General features: G+C 36.1%; 17 protein-coding genes. 1 reads left to right on the top strand and 16 read right to left on the bottom strand.

Annotation, left to right across the window (positions count from 1 at the left end):
• Positions 1 to 341: 341 nt before the first annotated feature.
• From Q1K78_RS00450 to Q1K78_RS00400, 11 genes are all read right to left on the bottom strand, one after another.
• The gene (locus Q1K78_RS00450; protein ID WP_300173203.1) at positions 342 to 1,424 is read right to left on the bottom strand and encodes a hypothetical protein; all 1,083 of its coding nucleotides are present in this window, start codon (positions 1,422 to 1,424) and stop codon (positions 342 to 344) included.
• Positions 1,421 to 2,725, bottom strand: coding sequence for a flippase (locus tag Q1K78_RS00445; RefSeq protein ID WP_300173201.1), 1,305 nt, complete (start codon positions 2,723 to 2,725; stop codon positions 1,421 to 1,423). Before Q1K78_RS00445 ends, Q1K78_RS00450 begins: the two co-directional genes overlap by 4 nt.
• 412 nt (positions 2,726 to 3,137) lie before the next feature.
• Entirely contained in the window at positions 3,138 to 4,337 is a 1,200-nt protein-coding gene (locus Q1K78_RS00440; RefSeq protein WP_300173198.1) for a VpsF family polysaccharide biosynthesis protein, read from the bottom strand.
• Positions 4,327 to 5,757, bottom strand: coding sequence for an oligosaccharide flippase family protein (locus tag Q1K78_RS00435; protein WP_300173196.1), 1,431 nt, complete (start codon positions 5,755 to 5,757; stop codon positions 4,327 to 4,329). The genes Q1K78_RS00440 and Q1K78_RS00435 overlap by 11 nt, the downstream gene beginning before the upstream one ends.
• Entirely contained in the window at positions 5,750 to 6,895 is a 1,146-nt protein-coding gene (locus Q1K78_RS00430; protein WP_300173193.1) for a VpsD family glycosyltransferase, read from the bottom strand. The genes Q1K78_RS00435 and Q1K78_RS00430 overlap by 8 nt, the downstream gene beginning before the upstream one ends.
• A 131-nt stretch (positions 6,896 to 7,026) precedes the next feature.
• On the bottom strand, positions 7,027 to 8,265 hold the full coding sequence (gene wecC / locus Q1K78_RS00425) for a UDP-N-acetyl-D-mannosamine dehydrogenase (protein ID WP_300173190.1): 1,239 nt from the start codon (positions 8,263 to 8,265) through the stop codon (positions 7,027 to 7,029).
• A gap of 106 nt (positions 8,266 to 8,371) precedes the next feature.
• Positions 8,372 to 9,508, bottom strand: coding sequence for a UDP-N-acetylglucosamine 2-epimerase (non-hydrolyzing) (wecB, locus tag Q1K78_RS00420; RefSeq protein WP_300173188.1), 1,137 nt, complete (start codon positions 9,506 to 9,508; stop codon positions 8,372 to 8,374).
• Between the two features lie 9 nt (positions 9,509 to 9,517).
• Positions 9,518 to 11,743, bottom strand: coding sequence for a polysaccharide biosynthesis tyrosine autokinase (locus Q1K78_RS00415; RefSeq protein WP_300173186.1), 2,226 nt, complete (start codon positions 11,741 to 11,743; stop codon positions 9,518 to 9,520).
• A gap of 33 nt (positions 11,744 to 11,776) precedes the next feature.
• Positions 11,777 to 12,268, bottom strand: a complete 492-nt coding sequence (locus Q1K78_RS00410) for a polysaccharide biosynthesis/export family protein (RefSeq protein ID WP_300173501.1) — start codon at positions 12,266 to 12,268, stop codon at positions 11,777 to 11,779.
• Positions 12,269 to 12,325: 57 nt separating this feature from the next.
• On the bottom strand, positions 12,326 to 13,558 hold the full coding sequence (locus Q1K78_RS00405) for an outer membrane beta-barrel protein (protein ID WP_300173184.1): 1,233 nt from the start codon (positions 13,556 to 13,558) through the stop codon (positions 12,326 to 12,328).
• Positions 13,559 to 13,568: 10 nt separating this feature from the next.
• Positions 13,569 to 14,972, bottom strand: a complete 1,404-nt coding sequence (locus Q1K78_RS00400) for an undecaprenyl-phosphate glucose phosphotransferase (RefSeq protein WP_300173182.1) — start codon at positions 14,970 to 14,972, stop codon at positions 13,569 to 13,571.
• Positions 14,973 to 15,530: 558 nt separating this feature from the next.
• Here Q1K78_RS00400 and Q1K78_RS00395 point away from each other — a divergent pair.
• The gene (locus tag Q1K78_RS00395; RefSeq protein ID WP_300173180.1) at positions 15,531 to 16,328 is read left to right on the top strand and encodes an RbmA protein; all 798 of its coding nucleotides are present in this window, start codon (positions 15,531 to 15,533) and stop codon (positions 16,326 to 16,328) included.
• A 52-nt stretch (positions 16,329 to 16,380) separates the two neighbouring features.
• Here Q1K78_RS00395 and Q1K78_RS00390 read toward each other — a convergent pair whose 3' ends face one another.
• From Q1K78_RS00390 to glnL, 5 genes are all read right to left on the bottom strand, one after another.
• Complete coding sequence (locus tag Q1K78_RS00390; RefSeq protein WP_300173178.1) at positions 16,381 to 17,556, bottom strand: right-handed parallel beta-helix repeat-containing protein; 1,176 nt, start codon at positions 17,554 to 17,556, stop codon at positions 16,381 to 16,383.
• A 174-nt stretch (positions 17,557 to 17,730) separates the two neighbouring features.
• Positions 17,731 to 18,732 (bottom strand): adenosine deaminase, encoded by a 1,002-nt coding sequence (add, locus tag Q1K78_RS00385; RefSeq protein ID WP_300173176.1) that lies wholly within the window; start codon positions 18,730 to 18,732, stop codon positions 17,731 to 17,733.
• A gap of 132 nt (positions 18,733 to 18,864) precedes the next feature.
• Positions 18,865 to 21,417, bottom strand: coding sequence for an EAL domain-containing protein (locus Q1K78_RS00380; protein WP_300173174.1), 2,553 nt, complete (start codon positions 21,415 to 21,417; stop codon positions 18,865 to 18,867).
• A 28-nt stretch (positions 21,418 to 21,445) separates the two neighbouring features.
• Complete coding sequence (glnG, locus tag Q1K78_RS00375; RefSeq protein ID WP_300173172.1) at positions 21,446 to 22,843, bottom strand: nitrogen regulation protein NR(I); 1,398 nt, start codon at positions 22,841 to 22,843, stop codon at positions 21,446 to 21,448.
• Positions 22,844 to 22,900: 57 nt separating this feature from the next.
• A complete protein-coding gene (gene glnL / locus Q1K78_RS00370; RefSeq protein ID WP_300173170.1) occupies positions 22,901 to 23,944 on the bottom strand; it encodes a nitrogen regulation protein NR(II) in 1,044 nt (347 codons plus the stop codon).
• Positions 23,945 to 23,958: the final 14 nt, after the last annotated feature.

Genomic DNA, 23,958 nt, shown 5'->3' with positions numbered 1-23,958 from the left:
GATAATTCGATTAAATAGATTTGGTAAATTGGATTCATCTATGTTATTAAAATAGTTAACTTTTTGTAATGTCATTATTTCGTCCTTTAAATAACTTAATAGATAATAATTGAGGAACCTCAATATATATAATCGTTTTCAGTATTGTATTTATATATTAAGTAATATTGAAATTTAGTATGACTCGTTGGTAATGAGATGATTATGGTATTGTTATTAAACTTCACAACTAAAAATAGGTGTTACCATGCATCTTTGATGCGAATCCTATAAGTTAAATAAGCAACTATAAATAAGAATAACAAGTATGATGTTTTGTGGTTAAATCATCATTGATTACTTTAATCGGAAATTAGTTCTATAAATCTTTCAGCTCTCTTATCAGCAGAGTTTTCTTTTGCAAGGAGTATTCTTTTGTTTACTTCAATAGGTAATCGTGCAATAGATATAGCATAGTTCATATTATCAATAAATCTATCAATGGTTTCTGATTCTAAAACACACTCATGCAGTTCTTCATAATCTTGATGAGTCTTAGTTCCTAAAACGGCCTTACCCAATGCAAGATATTGATAAACTTTATTATGATGAACATATTGTGACAATTCAAAAATGTTATCCAGCATTAAACACAAATCCCAACTTGCAACTTCTTGCTGAATCTTTTCGTAAGGAACAAAACCTAAGTATATTACATTAGCATAAGAGAAAATGTCCATAAATTGCAATTGTTCATATTCACTCTTAAAATTTATATTTCCAGCAAAGCGAAACTTAACATGTGGAAAATGAGCGACAACTTCTTTAATGAGAATTATATCAATAGTTATTTCATTCATATTACCAGCATAGCCAGCTGTAATATCACCAGATTGAATGGCCATATTTTTAAATAATGATATATCCCAGCGTGAAAGATCGGCCGTATTTGGCCAGTAATAGCCTGTTACATCAATTCCTAAGTGTTTCTTACAATAATCACTAGCTAGCATTTTACTTGTACACAGTAAATAATCAGATTTCGTTGCCATTAATATTTCATCTTTAGCTGTCGAACCATTATTCATAATAGAGTATGGGTCGACGAAGAGCGAAATTATTTTCTTTTTACGTAAAATAGGAATTAAGTAAGCAACATGAGTATTTGTCAATAATGCTGTATCATATTTACGCAATCGAGGAGCTATGATAACTTTTGAATATAAAGACTCAAGGCTTTCAAATAACTTTCTACGTCTTAACTTTTCTGGGAAAATAGAATATATATATTTAATATCTACATATTCGGATTTGCTTTTTTTCTTAAAAATATCTTTGATATTAATTTTTACAAAAACATCAATGTTGCCATATTTTTTTGCTATAGCTTCTATCGTTGCTCTATTTTGAAACTCGATCGTCGATACAATTGCTGCTATTTTCAAAGCTTAGATCCTAATAGTTTTTTTATGGTTAATAGAGGGGAGTTTAATCCATATAATGATTTTATAATCACAAATCTGACGATGGCTAATTTATTTACGAGAAAGTAAAAGGCAAAATCAGAAAAAACATAAGCTATTACAGATGATATTGCTGCACCTTCAATTGAATATAAGGGTATTAATATAGAGTTTAAAAAAACATTTAATAAAACTGCGAAAATTGCCTTAGGAAGTTCATACTTTGACAATCCTTTAATGATAAGGACTGAGCTAAAAAGTTTTGAAGGAATAACAATCGCAACAATAATGGAAAGAATCCTCATTACATCGATAGATTCTTGATAGCCATTGCCAAACATAATAAGAATTATGTATTCGGAAGTAAAAAATAAGAGGAAGGAAAAAAAGACTGATAGAAGTAGCATTGCTCTGCCAAACACTATAGCAACATCTAAAAATTCTGATTCACCATCTTTATTTCGAGAAACTAAGAGGGGGTAGACGGCTGACATAATCGCTACGCCGATAAAGCTCGATTGAAATATAAGTTTCATTGGTGCCGAATATAAGCCAACTTGTGCTTCATTTAAATAGTATGAGATCATGAGCACATCAGCTTGAATGAATATAGGAAATATAGCTCCAGAAAGCATAATTGGAAAAGCTCGTTTTAGATTCTCACATGCCCAAATTTTATTAAATGTAAATTTCTCTACTGTTTGACTATTTAAATTATAGAAATAAATCATGAGAAATAATCTAATAGCGCTTTGTATTGGAAGAAAAAGGCAGGTTATCAAGAGGTCTGCTTGAAATCGGATGGCTAAATATACATATATCAAGCTAATAATTCTTGAAATAATTAGTGAAATACTAAGTTCTTTTGCTTTACGTTTAGACTCTAAACTATATCGTACAACGATGACATGGATAAAAAAAGTCGTAATAGATTCGATAGCTGCGATGTATATATATATAGGTTCACTACTCCAATACCAGGTAAGGAGAAAAAGGCAGGCTGTGTAGAGAAGCCACCCTAAAAACCTGATGGTAGTCGCAGTATACTCAATAGCTTTGTTAGGTACTTCTCCTTCAACTAAATCCTTAACAATGAAACGATCTAGCCCTAGCGTAACCATGAACATTAAGGTAGCAGATAACGACTGTACAGTTGATAAAGCGCCCAAGTCAGCTGGACCAAATGCTCTTGCAATCAGAACAAAGCATAATAAACCAGAGATTATAGTTACGACTCTTTCAATGATATAGATAACAATGTTGTTCAAAACTTTATTCGTCATAATGCTATTCAATAATATTTTTAAAATTAATCAGTGATTTTATGTGGACTATTCTAAAAAAACTGCTCGTTTGATGTAGAGCGAATTCGAATATCCATACTGTTTATTTTCCAATTTTAGTGGTTCAGAGGAGATGATTATGTCTTTTCAGTTAGTAAACATCTGTAATAATCCTTTGGATCTATATCTCGTTTGATAATTCGAGCAGGAATACCCACTGCGATACAGTTATTTGGAATATTTGAAATTACAACAGCATTAGCTCCAATAACGGAGTTGTTACCAATACTAATGTCACCGAGAATTTTAGCTCCTATAATGCACCTTTATGTATAACAACGGCAATACCACCATAAGCAAACGTCGTCCTTTTTCCTATTTTTTCCTTGTTCATAAAACTGTCATATTGGTGTTATTTATTATTTTTAAGTTTATTAATTGTGTATAGTGCGGTAATCATAAGTAATAACGCTGGCGTTTTGGTTGTCAGAGAATTATTTGTTATAGAGACTAAAAAAAACACAGGAACCGCCATAAAAGCCAATCCCCCAACTTGTCGAGTTAAAGATCCAAACATGGTGATTAAAACAAGCAATAAAGGGATGGTACAGATAAGACCGAAACTAAAAACCCAAGCAATAATAAAGTTTTCAATTACGGAGATCCCTATATAAAGTTCAATTGCACCCTGTAAGTTTGCTGATGCACCAAATAACCATTCTGAGGGTGAAAGTTGCTCTAATAGATAGAAAACGTCGAATCGAGCTGATGCACTTTCATCAACGTGAAGTTTGTTCATTATTCTTTCAGTAATACCACTTTCGATAAGTACAAACCCAACTGCAATTATTGCAAAATAAAGGATACAGAGCATGACGGCAAATCGCTGTTTACTTATTTCAATTCCGTGTGAAAAAAAGCGAAAAACATAAGGAATGCAAGCAACGGTAGAGAATAGTAGTAAAATACCTATTGCAGCACGGCCACCAAAGGCAAACATAGCCAGTAAAATTATCGAAAGGTAAATAACATTAGGAATTCGTGTTTTATTAAATACTAATAACGTTAGTCCTGCTGTAATTAAGGCGTTATTTAAAGGGTGAGTTAATAGCGCAGTTGAACGGAAATAGGAAAATGCTGAAAACTCAATATTAACAATACTTGTACCAGAAACAAACTCAAGAATAGCGAGAATAGAGTTAAATAACAGAAGGCTAGCAATTAATGAGAGTAACTGTTTGCATTCATCCGTGTTTAAACGAGAGAGTAACAGTAAAAATAACAAAGGTGTAAAAAAGGTATCAATAATGTAAGCCATACCTGACGTGCCATAACGGAATAAGCCGTAGACGATAACAAAGCTCACCATGATGACAGAAAAAAGCCAAGGTGTAGCTAAAGTATCTAGACGATTTATTTGTTCTCTAACTCCTTCTTTTAATGTGAATAATCCAATTGCTAACAATATAATGTAGGAGTATAGATGTATTTTTAATAAAGGAGTTCCGCCTTCCGATACGTATTGAATTCCTATATCTTCAAGTAAATACCCACCGAAAAGAAAAGCAAGAATTATCACACTAGAGCAAATCAGATAAGTTTTAGGCATCATTTTTCCTTATCTTATTTTTAATAGAATTTCTTGTTCCCATTAAATTCATTGCTAAGGCCGATAGATAAAATGTTGGAATAGCAACAGCCATTGAAAGGATTATCTGTAAGGCTTCTGAAAGTGGCCAAAAAGTAACTTTTTGAATAAGATATAGCGCCAAAGCCATGTTTCCCACTGCAATAATAATTTTGACCATGTCAATGTTTAACCAATATTCATGACCTGCTCTTTTGGCTAATATAAAAGATAGGAGCAAGGCAACAATGTTACATATTAGCGAGGCGTAAGCGGCACCATATATTCCTAAGCTTGGTAATAAAGCAAAGAGTATTATTAAATTTAAAGATAATGAGGTGAACAAAATAAAGGGTAAAACCTTAGTTTTAGACGCGAATTGTAGGCCATGGTCGACATAATGCATCCGTAAATTAGAAACAAAAGCGGATGCAGCTAGTATCCAAAATAGTGATACTCCGGTTGAAAGAAAATCCTCACTTAAAAATAAGCTAATTAAAGGTTCGGCAATAAAACACAAACCAACGAGTGCTGGTAGGGAAATAGAAAACATCATTAATTGATATTTTTGATGAGCTTTAAAAAGTTGTTTTTTATCATCAGCTTTGCGGGCAAGATCAGGATAAAGAGGTAAGGCTACTACCATAAAGACCAATGCCATCAAACCTAGCAGCATATTTGAAAGGGCGGAGTAGATCCCAGCATCAGCGTAGCTAAGTTGCTCTGCAATAAAGAAGCGATCAATGCGAGATCCTGCGACGCCAATTAATCCCGAAAGCATCAAAGGCCAGCCATAGTTCACTAATTTGGATACCGCTGTTTTTTTTAAAGAGAGGGAAGCCAGAGATGGCAGAAACCATACAAATGGAAGTGAGATAAGGTAACTAAGAGTGAGCCCCAATATTGCTGCAACCACAGAGGGAGAATATTCAAGCGTTAGCCATGTTAATACCATTGCTAGTATGGATTGTGTAGCTGTTGTTTTTCGATATTGAGTGACGCGCTCATTGAGCCTAGCCATTTCTTGGAAAAAAATAAAGAAAGATTTCGTAATCAGTAATCCTAGAAGAGCAGCCAGAATGGACAATGAGGCATTACTAAAAAAGGTAAACAGAACCAGTGTAAAAATAAGACTAATTGGAAGAAATAATCCAACAATACCTGAGAATACAATGCTTGCATAAGTTTCTTTATCGGCGTTATTAGCGCCAGGGTAATGGCGTATTAGTGTTGTATTTAGCCATTGAGAGTAGATGGATCGTGTGATTTCAACAAGCACTAAATACACCGACAATACACCATATTCTTCAATACCGAGATAGCGGGTTTGTAGGGCTATTAATACAAAAATACTTAGAGCAGAAGCGATTTGCACGGGACCGTAGTGAAGTAGGGTTTTAAGCATTTAAGAGCGTCTTATAAATGGTGAAATATTGCTTATTAACAGCATTGACTGAAAACTCATTTTTTAAGGCATTGCAATCCACTTCTGGAAGGTTATCGATAAAAGACATCGCCTGAGAAAGTGATGCGTCTTCTTGGGTTGGGTCTATGATGCAAGTGCCGATAGAGGTAAAAAAATCAGGGCGTTCTTCAATAATACCAACTTCACTAGAAATTAAAGGCAGTCCACTAGCAAGCATCTCAAGAGGGGCAAGGCCAAAGGTTTCTTCAGATGAAAGAAAAATACCAATGCTTGAATGTTTATATAACTCATTTATTTCATAGGTATTTTTTCTTCCAGAGAAGAATATGTATTTATTCGCTTTTTTCTGGTTTACAAGATCATGAAGCTCTTGCCAGTATTGGTTATCAACATTAGGCCCTATAATAGTTAAATCAACATTCATACCAAGATCATGTAAGCGAATCACCAATTTTATAGATGCATCAATACGTTTTTTTCGACTTAGTAAAGCACAAGTAATAAACCTAATTGTAGGGGACTCGTTGATATTTCGAACAGAATTAAAATATGAGGGATTTAATGGATTTCCGATGATCGATACTGGTGTACTAACCTCTTTTTTAAGCGCAACTTCTAAAGTTTTTCCGACGCAAGTGTAATGATCAACATAAAAATCACACAACCAAGGTAATAATTTTGCATAGAAAAGATCATTGAGTAATGAAACTGATTTACGGCCGATATTTTTATAATTATGTAATGTAGCGACTCTTTTTACTCCACGGATACCGAGTAGCCAAGGTGCTAAATGTGCATGAATAATATCAGGGTGAAAATTGGCTACTTCTTGTCTCACGCGAATAAAATTAGAGACTATCCCTGGGACCTTAATCCCTTTAATTGTTTCATTGCTAGGGAAATGCAGAATCTCAACGCTAGGGGATAATGTGATTATTGATGAGTTAGGGCTTACTTTGGACTTTGGATCAAATGCCAATATGCGAATTTGATACTCGTTATATTCAGTGTCCACTAAATCTTTTAATAAAATTTGGCAGACTGAATCAACACCACCGGTTGTACTAGCGCCAAACTCTAAAGTGGAAAGAGGCACGATCAAAAGTATTTTTTTCACTAAATATCCCTATACGCGGTTATTGATGTAGCTTATCTATATTTATTCAGTTCAGTTTGTAAGGTGTATTTAAGTGAAGAGTTATCAAATCTAACGGTTTCACTTCTTTAGACGCACCTAACAAAAATAACTTAAATAATGCCGCGGGTATCAATCACAACTTTAGTTGTAAACTGAATTTTATCTGCTGCTTTAAATTGCTTATGATCAACTAATACTACAATGATATTTGCTTTTTCTAATGCCGTTTCAAGCGTGACTTGTTCAACGCCAGCGTGAACTAAGCTTTCTGGAAGTGAGTGAACATTTGGTTCGACAGCAAAGATCTGACCAATGTTTTTTCCAGCGAGTTCTTCGACGATTTGCAGCGCAGGGCTTTCACGTAAATCATCAATATCCGCTTTAAATGCCAAGCCTAAACAAGCAATAACCGGGCGTTTAAACTCATCTGCTGCTTTTTCGATTTGATCAATCACATAGTGAGGTTTCGCATCATTGGTTAAGCGAGCTTGACGAATAATCTTTGCCTCTTCTGGACAACTGTCTACGATAAACCAAGGGTCAACCGCAATACAGTGGCCGCCAACCCCTGGTCCCGGACTAAGTATGTTTACCCTTGGATGGCGGTTTGCTAGTTTGATCAATTCCCAAACATTAATTTTTAACTTATCACTGATAACAGACAGTTCATTTGCAAATGCAATATTCACATCACGGAATGAATTTTCTGTCAGCTTTGCCATTTCCGCAGTACGAGCATTAGTGATGATGCATTCACCACGAACAAATGTTTGGTATAGCTCAACCGCTCTTTCACTACAGGCTTTTGACATGCCACCAATTACACGGTCATTGGCTATTAACTCTTGTAATACGTAACCAGGTAATACACGTTCTGGGCAGTGTGCAACTTTGATGTCAGCACTGTCGCCAGCATCTTGTGGGAAACTTAGATCTGGACGAGCCTCTTTAAGCCAAGCTGATAGTTTTTCTGTTGCACCAACTGGCGAGGTTGACTCAAGAATTACTAAGTTGCCTTTTTCTAATACTGGAGCAATTGCCTTTGCTGCGGCTTCAATATATTTAAGATCTGGTGCATTATTTTCTTTAAATGGTGTAGGCACTGCAATCATAAAAGCGTCTGCAGATTCTGGTGTTGTTGTTGCGCGCAAATTGCCAGTACTAACAACGCCTCGAACGACAATGTCTAAATCCGGTTCTACAATGTGGATCTTACCTTGATTAATTGTATCCACAGCGTGTTGGTTCACATCAACACCAATAACTTCAATACCCCGAGAGGCAACGACAGCAGCGGTTGGAAGTCCAATATAGCCTAAACCAATAACGGAAACTTTTTTAAATGACATGGTTGTTCCTTAACAATGTTAGTGCCTTTATAGCATCTATAATTTTAAATTTAGAAATAGATAAATACGGACTTAGTGCCATAGCGATATTTATATAAAGGAGATACTAGGCAAAATGTTGCTTAATTTTTTCAATAATATGGTCGCACGCATTACCGTCTCCGTATGGGTTGTGTGCTCGGCTCATACTTTCATAATTGGCTTGATTAGTGAGTAGGTCTTCTACTGCATCTATAATCACTTGCTTATCTGTACCAACTAATTTTACGGTTCCCGCATCAACGGCTTCAGGTCTTTCAGTCGTATCACGCATAACTAAGACGGGCTTACCTAGTGATGGAGCTTCTTCTTGAATGCCACCAGAATCAGTTAAGATAATATGTGCCTGGTTCATTAAATAAACAAAAGGTAGATAGTCTTGCGGTTCAATTAGATGAACATTATCGACGCCTTTTAGGATGCGATTAACTGGCTCGCGTACATTTGGGTTGAGATGTACAGGGTAAAGGATTTGGCATTCAGGATGTTTTTGAGCAATATCAACGAGCGCTTCACAAATTCGTTCAAATCCATTGCCAAAACTTTCACGGCGATGTCCTGTAACAAGGATGAGTTTTTTATTTGGGTCTAGCACTGAAAAGTGAGCGGCCAATGTCGCATTAAGGTCTTGATCTTCTTTTAGCTTTTCTTTCACCAAGAACAGAGCATCAATAACGGTATTTCCAGTGGTTGAAATGCTGCTTTTAGCAATGCCTTCATTTAGTAAGTTTTGCTGTGATGTGCTCGTTGGTGCAAAATGTAAGGTAGCAATCGCCCCTGTTAATTTACGGTTACCTTCTTCTGGCCAAGGTGAGTAAATATTACCAGTACGTAGCCCCGCTTCTACATGGCCGACTGCTATTTGTTGATAATATGCCGCTAAACTGGTTGAAAGCGTCGTCGCGGTGTCACCGTGAACAAGTACAATGTCTGGTTGAAACTCTTCTAATACAGATTTAAGACCCATGAGGATATTTGATGTAACGTCATATAAAGACTGACCTGGCTTCATAATGTTTAGATCGAAGTCAGGTTTAATTTCAAATAAGTTGAGTACTTGATCAAGCATTTCACGGTGTTGTGCTGTAACGCATACCTTGCTTTCAATACATTGGTCGTCATTAAGTTTATGCACCAGTGGTGCCATCTTGATTGCTTCTGGACGAGTCCCAAAAACAGAAAGCACTCTAATTTGTCTCTTCATGGTTGTTCCTTAACCTTTATTAGTGTGGGCATATTGTGAGTATTCAGAATAGGTATGCGTGCCTTTTTTCGCTGGTTGTACTTTATTTAGTATTACACCATCGATCATTATTTGATGTTTTGTAAATAGGGCCATGGTGTGTTTATAAACAGACTTGCTGGTACTATTTACTTTGACGACCAGTAAAATCCCCTGAGTTAATTTACCCACAATAAACGCATCTTTTACGGGTAAAATGGGTGGAGTATCTAAAATGATACGGTCGTACTTACTTGCTAACTGATTGATTAGTTTTTCAAATGCAGCACTGCTTAATAGCTCTTGAGGATTTGGAGTCAACATGCCAGCACTTAGAACATCTAAATTAGAGTTATTTACGGTAGCGATACACTCTTGTAGTGGTGTATTCATTAATAAAATATTACTCAAACCTGGGTGGCTTTTTGCTAAACCAAAGCGGTCACCAACTGAGGGTTTTCTTAAATCACAGTCAATGATTAGTACTTTTTCTAACTGGGAGAAAGAATTAGCCAAACTGATTGCTGTTGTGGTTTTGCCCTCCCCAGGAACCGAAGAAGAAATCGCTAATAATTTTCTTTCTGATTTAGGAAGAACTAAATACAGAGAGGTGCGTATTGAATCGATCGATTCCTGAAATAAGGTAAATTTACTATTGCCGAAGATGTTGGCATCAATAGGTGTTTTTTTGTACTGTTTGTCTTTGATTTCTGGAATGGTTCCTGTTGGTAAAAGACCAAGCTTACTTTCAAAATCACGAGCAGAGGTAATCGTGTTATTAAATGCATCTAGGCAGATCACTAAGATGATGGCAAAGCTAGCACTTGCAAATAAAGCCAATATTACAATCAGTTTTCGATTTGGTTTACTTGGATTCTCTGGCACTAGAGCATAGTCACTGAAACGTGCATTTGCTGCACTAAAGCCGCTGGTTGCCGAGGTTTCTTTTTGGCGAATTAAGAATAAATCATACAGTTTTGCATTACTGCTTATTTCACGTTTAAGTGAATCATATTCACTTTTCACGACGCTTAATGCCTGGAATTCCCCTTTCTTACTTAATAGTTCATTTTTAAGTACACGCTCTTGCTCTCTGGCGCTAATCAGTTCTTCCTTGATGCCGCTGACAAGCTTACTGGTTAATTTTTTTATACGAGTATGAATAGATTGTAGCTGAGCTTTTGCTTGTATCATCTTATCGTGCTTAGGGCCGTAGCGCTTAGAAAGTTCACTGACTTCTTTTTCAGCATTAGACTCGGCTAAGCGGATATCACGTATTTGCGGATGATTGGATATTAAAGAATTAGCACCAAGGGAATCTAAATTTCCGTTATTATTCCCTTTTAGTGCATTGTATAGTGCTTGTGCTTCAATACGCTTATCCGCGGCTTCTGCAATACGGTTAGTTAAACTTGATAATTCTGAACTGGTTAAAGCAGAGATCCCGCTATTATCAATCAACTTTTGTTGTTGTAAAAATTGCAATAGTGCCTGTTCTGAGTTATTTAAATTTTGTTTTAATTCATTGAGCCTTTGGTTAATCCACCCTGTTGCTTGCTCTGTTGCTAACAGTTTTGATTCCAAGTTATTTTCAATAAATGCTAAACCAACAGCATTGGCAATTTTTGCGGCTAATTTTGGATCTTGAGATTCAAAAGAAATATGAACAAGTTGAGTTTTTCTAATTGGTGAAATAGTTAGGCGTGATTTGAATATTTTTAGCGCCGTGCGATTGATAGCTTCTTGCTGGGCTAAGATATTTATGTTGTCATCAGTTTTTTGAGAAAAGTGTGCTTCAATTAATGGATGTGATAATAATTCCTTTTTAAGGTTATCAATAAAGCTTGGTTCAGTTGCGATAAGTTTTGGATTAAACTCTGCTACTTGCTCTAGTTTTAATTTTTCAATGACGCGTTGCGCCACCTGATTAGATTTTAAAATTTCAAATTGAGTTAGGTAGTATTCTTTTGCGCTAGTATCAATGCCAACAACCTCTTCGATAGATATTGCTCTTTGTTGAGATGATTCAATTAACAGTGTGGCAGTTGCTCGATAAGTTGGGGTAATTGATAAAGCAATTAATACAGCAATAGCTGTACACAAGACAGTAAATAGTGAAATGGAAACCCAACGTTTTTTTATCAGATGGACATAATATCCAAAATCAATCAGTTGTTCTTGTTGTAGAGAGTCATTTTTAAGGCTAGCCAACATCATTCAATCCATTATTTAGGTGCAAAAGGTAAAGTATTAGAAAAAGCTTTGTTCGATAACAATAATGTCACCAGGAGATACAGCGGAAGATAGCTTTGCTTTGTTTTTAAGATCGTCTTTACCTGATTGTCCAATATAGACTTTGTTTCGTGCTGCTCGATCAGTAAAGCCTCCCGCAAGAGCAATTGCTTTGTCTACGGTTAGTCCGGGTTGGTATTCATACCCTCCAGGTTTTTTAACTTCACCATTTACATAAATGCTTCTGAACCCAATGATGCTAACTCGTACTTTAGGTGAGATAAGATAGTCCCCCTTTAGTCCATTAATGATGGTGTTTTTCAGTTGCTCAACCGTTTTTCCTAACGGGTTTAATTGACCTAAATAGGGATATTCAAATGTGCCACTATTATCAATATATAAATCATCAATAGAGAGATTATCCTCACCATAAACGGATATCTGGATCCTATCTCCGGCTCCAATCGTATAATTATTGTTTAGTGCCATAGATTGAAATGAAATAACCATGAGAAACATTAGTAATAAACTGAACGTAGAAATACGAGTCATTGTGGTGTCCGTTGGTTAAAAAATTAAGTTAGTGGCGAGGTAAAACACATTCTGTTGATAGCTATTAACAGCAATAGATGAATCATTATTTTCGTAGCGCCAACCTGCTGTGATTTCTGCATAATCTCTTAGCTCATATCCGAAAAATAATGCCGTTTCTAATAGGTCATCCTTACGGTTGCTACTAGAATAGTCATCATTAACTAGGTTTAAACTGATGTTGCTGTAAAAGTGTGTTAACCAGTAGTGCTGCCAAGAGCCATCAAAGCGGGTTTCATTAATATAATTAGAACCTTGGTCTGGATTTTTTGCTCGTTGAGAGGCAGAGACATTGATCGTAGAGTAATTTATTGGCTTCCAGGTGAAATCTAAATCCCAACTAAATCCACTAAAATCTTCTCTATCATGGTCTTTATATTTTTTATTTTGTAAGCCAAATCGTAATTTGCCAGCCGTTTTGCCTGTTATATCCCATTTGGTACCGACTAAGTAATACGCATTAAGATCGTCTTGTGATTTGTTACTAAAGGGATCATTGAGCTGGTAGTTTCGTTCGGCAAGGTCAATTTCAAACAGTAAATCGGTTGCAGGTTTTATATCGTAGTAAAAGGCGACAGCACCACCAAATTCATCATAATCATTAAATTTAGTGCTAAGTGGTTGGAGTTTCTCTGTCGTTAGATCCCTATAATTTTTATAGGTTTTTTTCTCATATCTTAAATTGGATTCAATTCTACCTTTGGCACGTTTAGCACCATAAACATGAGTGATGCTAGTGTTATGAAGAGCATATACAGCTGGTTCATTAGCGATAGTTGATAGTTGGTCACCAGCTAAAATTCCTGTCCCTCTCTCTTCATGTAATTGGAGATAGGTATAGTTGAAACCAATCCCATTTCGTTGACTGATTTGTATAAAATTATTGGTGGTAAAGCGGTGATCTAGGTAGTCATCATCATGACTATCAAAATAGCGACCAGAAGCTATTTGATAAGCAACTTGATATAAATTGCCGTTTCGGTCTGATTCCAACATCAAACCAGGTTTTACTTCAAGAATACTTGAGGAGTCTGGTTGTTGTGATGATGAGTAACGACCAATATTGTCATTATGCTCTAATTTGGCTTCAAACAGAGGAGTAACTTTGAAACCTAACTCAGTTATATGCCCCTCACTCTCATTTGCAATAACGGCAGGGCATGAACTTAATATTACTCCAGTTATCAGCGTTTTTTTCAAGATGTTCATTACTAATCCTTTAGTAGGCCGTTTTACCCGTAAAGCCTTTGAAAATGGTCATGAAAATAATTTTTATATCCAACCATGTTGACCATGATTGAATGTATTTAAGGTCAAATTCAACACGTTTTTGCATTTTATCAAGAGTATCTGTTTCACCACGGAACCCTTTTACTTGTGCAAGTCCAGTGATCCCCGGCTTAACTTTGTGTCGTAGCATATAGCGTTCAACAATTGGTCGATATTCTTCATTATGGGCGACTGCATGAGGTCGTGGTCCCACGATAGACATACGTCCTTGCAGTACATTGAAAAATTGTGGGAGTTCATCAAGAGACGTTCTACGAATGAAAGCACCAAAAGGCGTAATTCGTGGGTCATTTTTGGTTGCTTGCTTAACGACATTACCGTTATCTAGCGTGCTCATAGAGCGAAATTTCCACACTTTTATCCGGCGGCCATCAAGCCCGTATCTATACTGTTTAAAGATAACGGGGCCAGGAGAGGAGAGTTTTACACCAATCGAAACAGCAAGGAGTATTGGACTGATAAGTATAATAATACCGATCGAAACTATGATGTCTTGAGCTCTTTTTAACCAACTATTAGAACCGTAGAATGGTGTATCATGAATGCTAATGGTTGGAATGTTTCCAATTGAACTTAGACGTGACTGCATCAGATTATAGATAAAAAAATCAGGGATAAGATAAGTATTGGCCGTAGTATCTGAGAAGATATTTAGGTATTGCTTGATCCGTTCATTTGCTTTCATTGGCATTGATATATAGACGTGTTGAACAAGTCCTTTTTTTGAAAGCTTCAATGCTTTTGATACTTTGCCTTTAAAGGGGGCGGGCAAATTATCTAGATTCAGTCGTTCTTCTTCACGGTCATCATAAAAGCCAATGACATTAATACTCAGCTCTGGCTGATTTTTTAGTTGGTTAGCAAGTTGAATACCATTATCTGTTACGCCAATAATAACGGCATCTTTTCTATTGTAACCATAAGAACATAAGGTTTTTAATATTTGCTTAGCGACATATCGCCATATCGTAAGTAATATAGGGGTTATAATTAACCAAAGGCCACCGACTACCCGAGAATAATCAGCACTCACTTTGGAAAAAAAAGCAATAACAACAAGCACAAGAAAAGTAACAAACCAAGCTCGGCTTAAATTAAAAATATCATCAATAAAACGATACACACGCCATGAACGATATAAGTCATCTCTTTCGGCTATTATTAAATATATCAATATGGCGTAAGTTACTGTTAAAAGGTGACTTTTACTAAATGTATCTGTATAAAAAAGTGAGATGCAATAGAAGGTAGAAAAGATGATAATAGAGTCAATAACCCTGTAAATTAGGCTAAGTCCGCTATTATTACTGTGTAATTTAAGATTAGTTTCCATACTATATAACCAACAAGATATTAAATAGTCCTTGAATGGCAGTATATTTTAAACATGCTACCGCCCGTGAGTTTTCGGCTCCCAATATGCCATCTTGATTTAGGTTGTTATTATTTCATGTCAAAAAAGACAGTGTAGCTTTTCGTTGTATTTATGGCGTCAATATACTGACTTGTTATTGCCTGTCAACTTTAGATTGCCGTTAAGTTATTTTTTTTGCGGCTTGTCGCATTAATTGATTTTTGTTGATTGTATTATTGACTTAATTATTATCTGCGTTTTTCATGATATATTTATTTTAAATAAATATATGATGGTTGCAGTCTCATTTTTGATTCACGCATTAACCTCAAAAAAGAGACTGGTGGTTTTTTTTATAATATATATTTTCATTAGTATGTTAATTAGTCTATTTTTATTCGGTAAATATAAAGTAAGCTTGATTAATACTTAGAATTATTAATTTCATGAAATGTATTAATGAAATGGAATTTCAAATTAAATAGGAATGTCAGTGTACTAAATTTACATATTATTTAAATAAAACATGGAGTTATTATGAACAGTATGTATAAGTCTTTTTTTGTTGGCGGGTTACTTTTATCGTCGCCATTTATTACAAGTGCAGCAGAGCCTGCAACATTTGCATTAAATGCATCAATAGAGCTTTCTAATACACAATTAGATGCTAATGGTGGTTATCTTAACGCTTCAGTCAATATGGAAAACGTAGGTGATATTGATGCAAATATCAAATACTGGATTTCGGTAAAGGGACCTCAAGGGCTTTCATTTCCAGCGAAAGCTGTCGTGAATACTAATAGTTCTGAATTTGAAGTTGATGAAGTGGAGGAAGGGGCTAGCTTGGCCTTTAACCGTGGTATTTGGATTTATGACTATATGAATAATGGTGATTATGTCGTTAGTCTTGAAGGTGTAAATACAGATACTGGAGATATATTCCAATATTCAGCAGAGTTTACAAAAGGTACTGGTGTAGATGGTACAAAAAAAGTCGGAGATCTAGAGGTTAATGCTCTGTTAATTGGTGCAGATAACTTCCCGGTAGAAGGTGGTTATACTGCATTATCTTTTGCTATTGATAATACAGGGATGTCAGCTTCTGAGGTGGAATTTTGGATAAATGCTCAAGCGCCAAATGGATTAGATATTCCAGTGTTCTCTAGGGTTTCTCGTGTTTTACAGCCGGGAGATAATTATTTTGTTGTTCGTGGTTTTTGGCTTGATGAGAACTACCCGAATGGAGAATATATTATTAAACCCCAGCTATATAATAAGCAATCAGGAAAGCGCGTAGAGTATGAGTTAAAGGTCTACAAAGGCGAACCTAGATAGCCTTAAAGCTTATTAAAAAGTTATTTTAAAATGACATATAAAGCCCTGAATTTTAGGGCTTTATTTTTTTCAGTACTCTAGGCATGCTTTTATTATCTTCTATTGAAATATGACTATCTTTAGCATCTAGGCTTAAGAAATCACAGCCCTGATTTATAGTGAATTTATTCTTATTTATAGTGATATTTTCAAAAGACAGTGTTGGATGTTGACTATAGGTCCTAATCAATTGTTTATATTTATTTTCTACTCCAGTACAAGATATGTTCAGAAAGACATTATTTGTAATAGATAAATTTTGTATGGCGATATCAGCAACTTCAGAAGAAGAAAAACTTTGCAATCTAATACCTAGGGTTGAATTATCAAATGTATTGTCTGCTATTTTAATATCTCCCCACTTGACGGGATACGGAGCTCGGGTGTTCGGGTAGATATTTATAGCAAAACCAGAGTTTAGTTCGAATTGATTGTGTGAAATGCTTAAGTTGCTGTAATAACATGACTCTAAAGCAGTTCCTTTATTATTTTTAAAGTGATTATTGAAAATTGTTGCTTCTTCTGTCGCTTTACGGGCACATAATTTTAACGTGCAGTTATCAAATGTATTTGATGAGAACGTAATATTATGCGTACTTGCCACATTTACGTCCCCAGAAGATTGTGATTGAGTTGTGGTAACTTGAGTACAATTAGAAAATTGGTTATTAATGATGGTTGCGTTTCTTGACTCAGTCACATTATTGTTTGGGCTTGTTGTTATCCTAAGCGCAGCGTCCCCGAAATTATCGAATGTATTATTAGCGATCATACTATTGGTTGTGCTTGCTAGATAAATGCCTTGTTTGCCCCATTGTGGGGTATCTCCACCATTAAACAGTCCAATAAAATGAAGATTTGATATGTTAAGTTTTTCGGTTCTTTTTACATAAAGTAAATACTCACCATTAAAATTAGGGCACTTTTTTAAAATAGCGCCTTTACTGCCAAGGAGAGCAATATTTACGCTATCAGAAATAAATAATGTATTGCAGATGTCATACTCACCGGGTGGGATCGTAATGTTGCTGTTATCGCTAAGGGAGGACAACGCTAAATTGAAAGCAACACTATCATCAATGCCATCATTAGGTATTGCGCCAAAATGTATGACAGAGTTGCTAATATTCGCGGCGAGCATATTTGGTGAAAAAAAGCTGGTTATGAGTACTAATATTTTGATGTGCATAAAGAATCCATTCTTTTCTATGTGATGACTTGATTAGTTTGTGTTGAGTGTAGTCTATTGGGCAGAATATGAATGGTAATGAGATGATTTTTTACTATAGTTAATTCTTATGTCATCTTTAAGACAGTTGGGGGATAACTGTCTTAAAGTGATGATAATTTACGTTGATAAAAATTAACGCTTTGCTGCCATTTCACGCAGTGCTTGCTTCTCTGCATCAGACAAGAAAGCCAGATCTAAACCATTAATTTGAATTTGACGAAGCTGTTCTTGAGTCAGGCCTACTTTTGGTGCAGCAACTTCATATTCATAAGGAAGTTCAATCCCCTCAACAGCAGGATCATCCGTATTAAGACAAACCTTAACGCCATAGTTAAGGAAAGTTTTGATAGGGTGCGATTCAAACGAAGCAACCGTACTGGTTTGGATATTTGATGTTAAGCAAGACTCAATACCAATATTATTCTTCGCTAAGAACGCCATCAGTTTTGGATCTTCAATAGCTTTAACTCCGTGACCAATACGTACCGCACCCAATTCATTAATTGCTTGCCACATGCTTTCTGCACCCGCAGCTTCACCAGCGTGCACAGTGACACGAAGACCTGCATCACGCACTTGTTTAAAGTGAGTAACAAAGCGATCGCCCGGTTGGCCTAGTTCATCACCGGCAAGATCAATCGCAACTAATTTATTCTTTTGAGTTAGCAGGCCATCAAGCTCTTGCTGACATGCATCTTGACCAAAAGTACGGCTCATAATACCGATTAGATTGGCCTTGATACCAAAGTCTTTACAGCCAGCTTCAACACCGTCAACGACTGCTTCAGCAACCCCTGCAATTGATAGGTTATGTTTCATTGCCATGTAGTATGGTGAGAAGCGCAATTCTGCATAATCAATTTTTGCATTCATTGCATCTTGTACGTTTTCATAAGCAACACGACGACAAGCATCAAGATCACCTAATACGGCAACACCCCAATCCAGTTTTGATAGGAAGGCAACTAGGCTTGGTTCCGCTTCTACGATTTGAACGTGTGGACGTAGTGCTTCAAGATCATAAGCAGGTAACTCAAGACCAAATTTTTGGCCTAAGTCTAAAATAGTTTCAATACGAATGTTGCCATCAAGGTGGCGGTGAAGATCCGTAAGAGGGAGTGTTTTAGTTATCATAATGAACGGTTCCTACAAAGAAGACTGAATACGTATAAATATTAAGAATGAGTATAGAGAGTCGAGAGGGTGATGTCAGTAGTAAAACGGGTAAAAACAGCGCAATTTTAGTGATTGCGCTGTGATGTTAACTTATTTTGTTGGCCACTCATTTAATGGTAGGGGGCGGCTATAAAGAAAGCCTTGAGCGTGGTCATAATTAAGCTTTGATACTATTTCTGCTTGTTCTGCCGTTTCAATACCTTCCGCAACCAATGTAATATTGTAGCCTTTAGTCATGTTGGTAATAGCAGCCGCAATTGATGAACCTGCATTTTCTGTATTAAGTATATTAATAAATGAACGGTCTACTTTTAATACATCAAAAGGCAATTTATGAATATAAGCTAACGATGAATAACCGGTACCAAAGTCATCAATTGCAATTTGCACACCCAAGTCTCGAATTTTTTGCATTTTTCTAGTTGCAGGGCTATCGTGACTTACTAGACGAGATTCTGTTATTTCCAAAGTGAGATTTTTAGGTAGCATCCCTGTTTTCAATAAAATGTCATTTAAGGTCGAAAGGAAATCATGTTTAGTTAATTGATAGACTGATAAGTTAACATGCATGTGGAAATTTGAAGGCCAAACTCCAGATTTAATTTGCGTGACAGTATCAATACAGGCTTGCATGAGAACGCTATTACCAATAGGTATAATCATACCGTTATCTTCAGCAATAGGGATAAAATCTAATGGGGAAATTATCCCTTCTTGTGGATGAATCCAGCGCACTAGAGCTTCAGCACCAATGATGTCCCCTGTTTTCATATCAATGATAGGTTGATAGTAAGGAACCATTTCATTATTGGTGACAGCAGAAGATAGCTCACGAGTTAAGTGTGCCTTTTTGGTGGATGACTCCACCATATTGGGGTGATAAATGGCATAACTGACGTCGTTTGCCTTAGCTTGAGTCAAGGTAATACTTGCGTGTTGTAACCATGCTTCCATTGAGTCTGACGTAATCTGACCAAACACAGAGCCGATAGAAATACGCAGCGGAACCATATTGCTTGGCGTATAAAAGGGTGAAATAAATATAGCTTCTGTTTTAATTATTAATTTTGTCAGTTCATTTATACTGTCGATGTTAGTGAAAAAGAGTGCAAATTCATCACCGACAATACGAGCAATGTGAACCGAGCTATCAGGGAAAGTGAATTTCAATCGCTCCGCGACATGTTGTAGAATGAGATCCCCTTCAGTCATTCCTAATGAATCATTAACATCACGGAAGTTTTTTAATCCAATTAAAAGTAATCCTTGTGAAGATGTTACTTGCTCTAGTTGGAGTGATTCTTCAATTAACCCTTGTCGAGTTAATACCTTTGTCATTGGGTCAAAAATGATTTGTTGGCGAATATCATCAAAAGAGAGTTGTATTTTTTTACTCATATCATTAAATGAGTTTATTAAAATTGAGGTTTCGTAAATTCGGCTTTTAACGGTAATGTTATTATTAGTTAATTTACCATTGGCAATGTTTTGTACAGCATCAATAGCGATATTAATAGGTTTTATCGTTAATGTTACGATGTAAACACTTGCTAGAGAGCATATTATCGCTAACGTAAGGCTAATTATGAAACTATTCTCTTGCTCTTTAGTTAGAGTACCAAGAATTTCATCTTCTGAAATGATAGTAACAATATACCAGTTAATACCATCAATTGAATTAAATGGTGTGAATTGGTTAAAATAGCGTTTATTGTTATGCGTAAATGTAAATAACTCATTGCTATTTTGATTTACTAATTGGTGTTGTTGAATATAAAAAGCACTTTGTCTAATTTCAGTGTTATCACTTTCAAAAGCAAATGGACGAATGTCTCGCGTATGATTATTAATAGTATTGATATTTAAAATACTATTTGATTCAGAGTGGGCAATTAAACGGTGCTGTTGATCAATTAAGTAAATAGCCCCTTTCGTTAATTGGCTCTCTTTAAATAAAAAATCATTTAAAGTATCTAAATTTATAGTCGCTTCAATCACACCTAAAAACTCACCATTTTTTAATATGGAGTGAGTCGCAGATATATTTATTTCTTGTTTATCGTCCACGTTCTTATAAATATCAGACCAATTAGTCTGTAATGTGTTCATTGCGGCTGAATACCATGGGCGAACATGGGGGTCATAATCGAGCTTTTGAAAAATTTCAGGTGAAGAGGTGTTATTACCAGAATAGATGATTAATGCATCTTTTGTGCGATGATCTTTTAGCATTAAATGAAATTCGGTATCTTGATTTTCTCGGCGATATCCAACGTATTCTTTATTTTTACCACCAAAGGCAATGGATTTAATTTGATGTGAATCATTATAAAGTAATGATAAATTATTAACGATTAGCTCTTGAATTAGTAGAAGGTTAGATTCTTTATATAAGTCATATTTTTCTATTTGATGACTTAAGTTTTTTACTGCTAATTCTGGTGTGTATAAGAAGTTATCCAGTTTTGTTTGTACATTTAATGTATAGAATTGAAGTACTTTTTGACTTAAATTATTTATTAATTTTTCGCTACTTATCTTTTGGGAATAAAAAACAACAGAGAGTATTAAACATAAAATAAGAGCTAATGGTAAAATGAGCACTGTTTTTAAGGAAAAGAGTTTTTTTGTTAATAGTGGCATTGCTGTATTATTCCGTGGGATCGAAAAATCAAAGGCTCTTTAGCTTTCTTGCTAAGGTATTTCTACCAATGCCTAATAATTTTGCAGCTTGTTGTTTATGTCCCTGGGTATACGCAAGGGCATTATTGTGGGTGATAGAATCAACTTTTTCGCTAATATAATCGAAAATGGTGAAGTTACCTAGTTCAAGTTGCGTTTTTATCCATAAATCTAATGTATCTTCCCATTCAGTATTGTCTTCTTTTTCACATGTATCGTGAGGTATGCACTCTCTAGGAAGATCTGATAATAATATTTCTTGCCCACTAGCCATTACCGTTAACCAGCGACATGTGTTTTCTAATTGCCTAACATTGCCCGGCCATTCGCATTTTTCCAATTGACGACAAGCGTCATTACTTAATAATTTACATTCAACATGGAGCTCTTTTGCCGCTAATCGTAAAAAGTGATTGGTAAGTTGTTTGATATCTTCTTGACGCTCACGCAATGCCGGAATGTGCACACGAATAACGTTTAATCGATGATATAAATCTTCTCGAAAGCCTCCATCGGAAACTAATTTTTCTAAGTTTTGGTGTGTTGCGGCTATGATCCTCACATCGACTTGGATAGGAGAGTGCCCGCCGACACGATAAAATTGCCCATCAGCTAAAACACGAAGCAGTCGAGTTTGGATATCTAATGGCATATCACCGATTTCGTCTAAAAATAAGGTGCCACCATTGGCCTGTTCGAATCGACCTTTACGAACCGAATTTGCGCCAGTAAACGCCCCTTTTTCATGGCCAAATAGTTCAGATTCAATTAAATCTTTAGGGATCGCCGCCATATTCAGTGCAATGAATTCATTTTTTGCTCGTGGGCTATGGCGATGCAGTGCGTGAGCAACTAATTCTTTACCGGTTCCTGATTCCCCATTAATCAATACTGATATGGAGGAGCGAGATAAACGACCTATGGCACGAAACACTTCCTGCATGGCTGGTGCTTCGCCGATGATTTCAGGAACATGGTGATCTTTACTTGGCTTGGTATTATTTTTCTTTTTTTGCTCTTGGCTATGAGCGAGAGCTCGTTCTACAAGTGTGAGTGCTTCATCAATATCAAAAGGCTTTGGTAGGTATTCAAACGCTCCTTTTTGATAGGCACTGACCGCAGCGTCTAAATCAGAATGTGCCGTCATGATGATAACGGGTAATTCTGGGTAGTTTTCTTGAACATGATTTAATAGGGATAAACCATCCATTCCCGGCATACGAATATCCGAGATGATCACATCTGGCACATTACGTTCTAGCGCTTGAATCACACTTTCTGCATCACCAAAGCTTTCACACATCATATTGGTACTGGTTAATGTTTTTTCTAATACCCAACGAATAGAGCTGTCATCATCAACAACCCAAATAAATCCTTTGCTCATAAACTATTTCTCCTTAATCCACTTATAAATTGTATTTATAAGTGGTGGTTATTTTTATTATTTAAGTGGTAGATAAACCGTAAACACAGTTTTACCTGGCCAGCTGGTGACATCAATTTTACCGTTGTGTTGGTCGATCAGGTTTTGTGAAATAGAGAGCCCAAGCCCTGTGCCTCCCGCGCGCGCGCTGACCATGGGGTAAAATAACGTATCTTGGATATGAGTTGGAATGCCTGGCCCATTATCTATGATCTCTATTTTGGCGGTGAGTCGATGGCGTTGTCCGTGAATATTGGTTTGATAGTCAGTACGCGTTCGTAGGGTGATGGTGCCATCAGGTTGATCTTTTAATACCTCAGCGGCATTGCTGATAATATTCAAGAGTGCTTGTTCAATTTGCTCAGAATCCATATCAAAATCAGGCAGGCTAGGATCATAATCTCGAATGATACCCACTTGGTAACTTGAGTTTAATTCAATGAGTTGACGTACTTTCTCGATAATAGCATGTAGGTTTTCAGGTTTTTTTTGACCTAATTTTTGTGGCCCTAAGAGGCGGTCAACTAAATTACGTAATCGGTCTGCTTGTTCAATAATGATTTGAGTGTATTCATGTAATTCCACATTTGGCAGCATACGTTCGAGTAATTGTGCTGCGCCACGTAACCCACCCAAAGGATTTTTTATCTCGTGTGCCAAGCTACGAACCAACACTTTGGCTGCTTGTTGTTGAGCGTGTTGATTGATCTCTTGAGATAAGCGACGTTGTTGTTCTATTTGGCGGATTTCTACCAAAAGATACAACGATTTCTTGATTTCAATAGGGCTTGAGGTGACTTCAATATAGAGCGGGCTGTTGTTTATTATCATACACACATCGCTGTCTGTGACACTTTGTCCTGTATCTAAGGGGATCATTAATGTCGATAAATCAAACCTAGTATATTGAAAAAGATCATCAAAAACATGCGCAGCCATTCGTTGGGCGCTTTGTGAAAAAAGTTGTTCGGCCGCAGGGTTGGCATAATGAATGTTACGCTGGTCATCAAGTAATAAAATGGCAGTGACTTGATATTCGAGTATTTGTGTTGCGAGATCCATAGTTAACATCATCA

It is taken from the genome of uncultured Aliivibrio sp., from assembly GCF_946479765.1.
Taxonomy (GTDB): Bacteria; Pseudomonadota; Gammaproteobacteria; order Enterobacterales; family Vibrionaceae; genus Aliivibrio.
The sequence above is the reverse complement of the archived record's forward strand: the minus strand, read 5'-3'. Positions and strand labels throughout refer to the sequence as shown.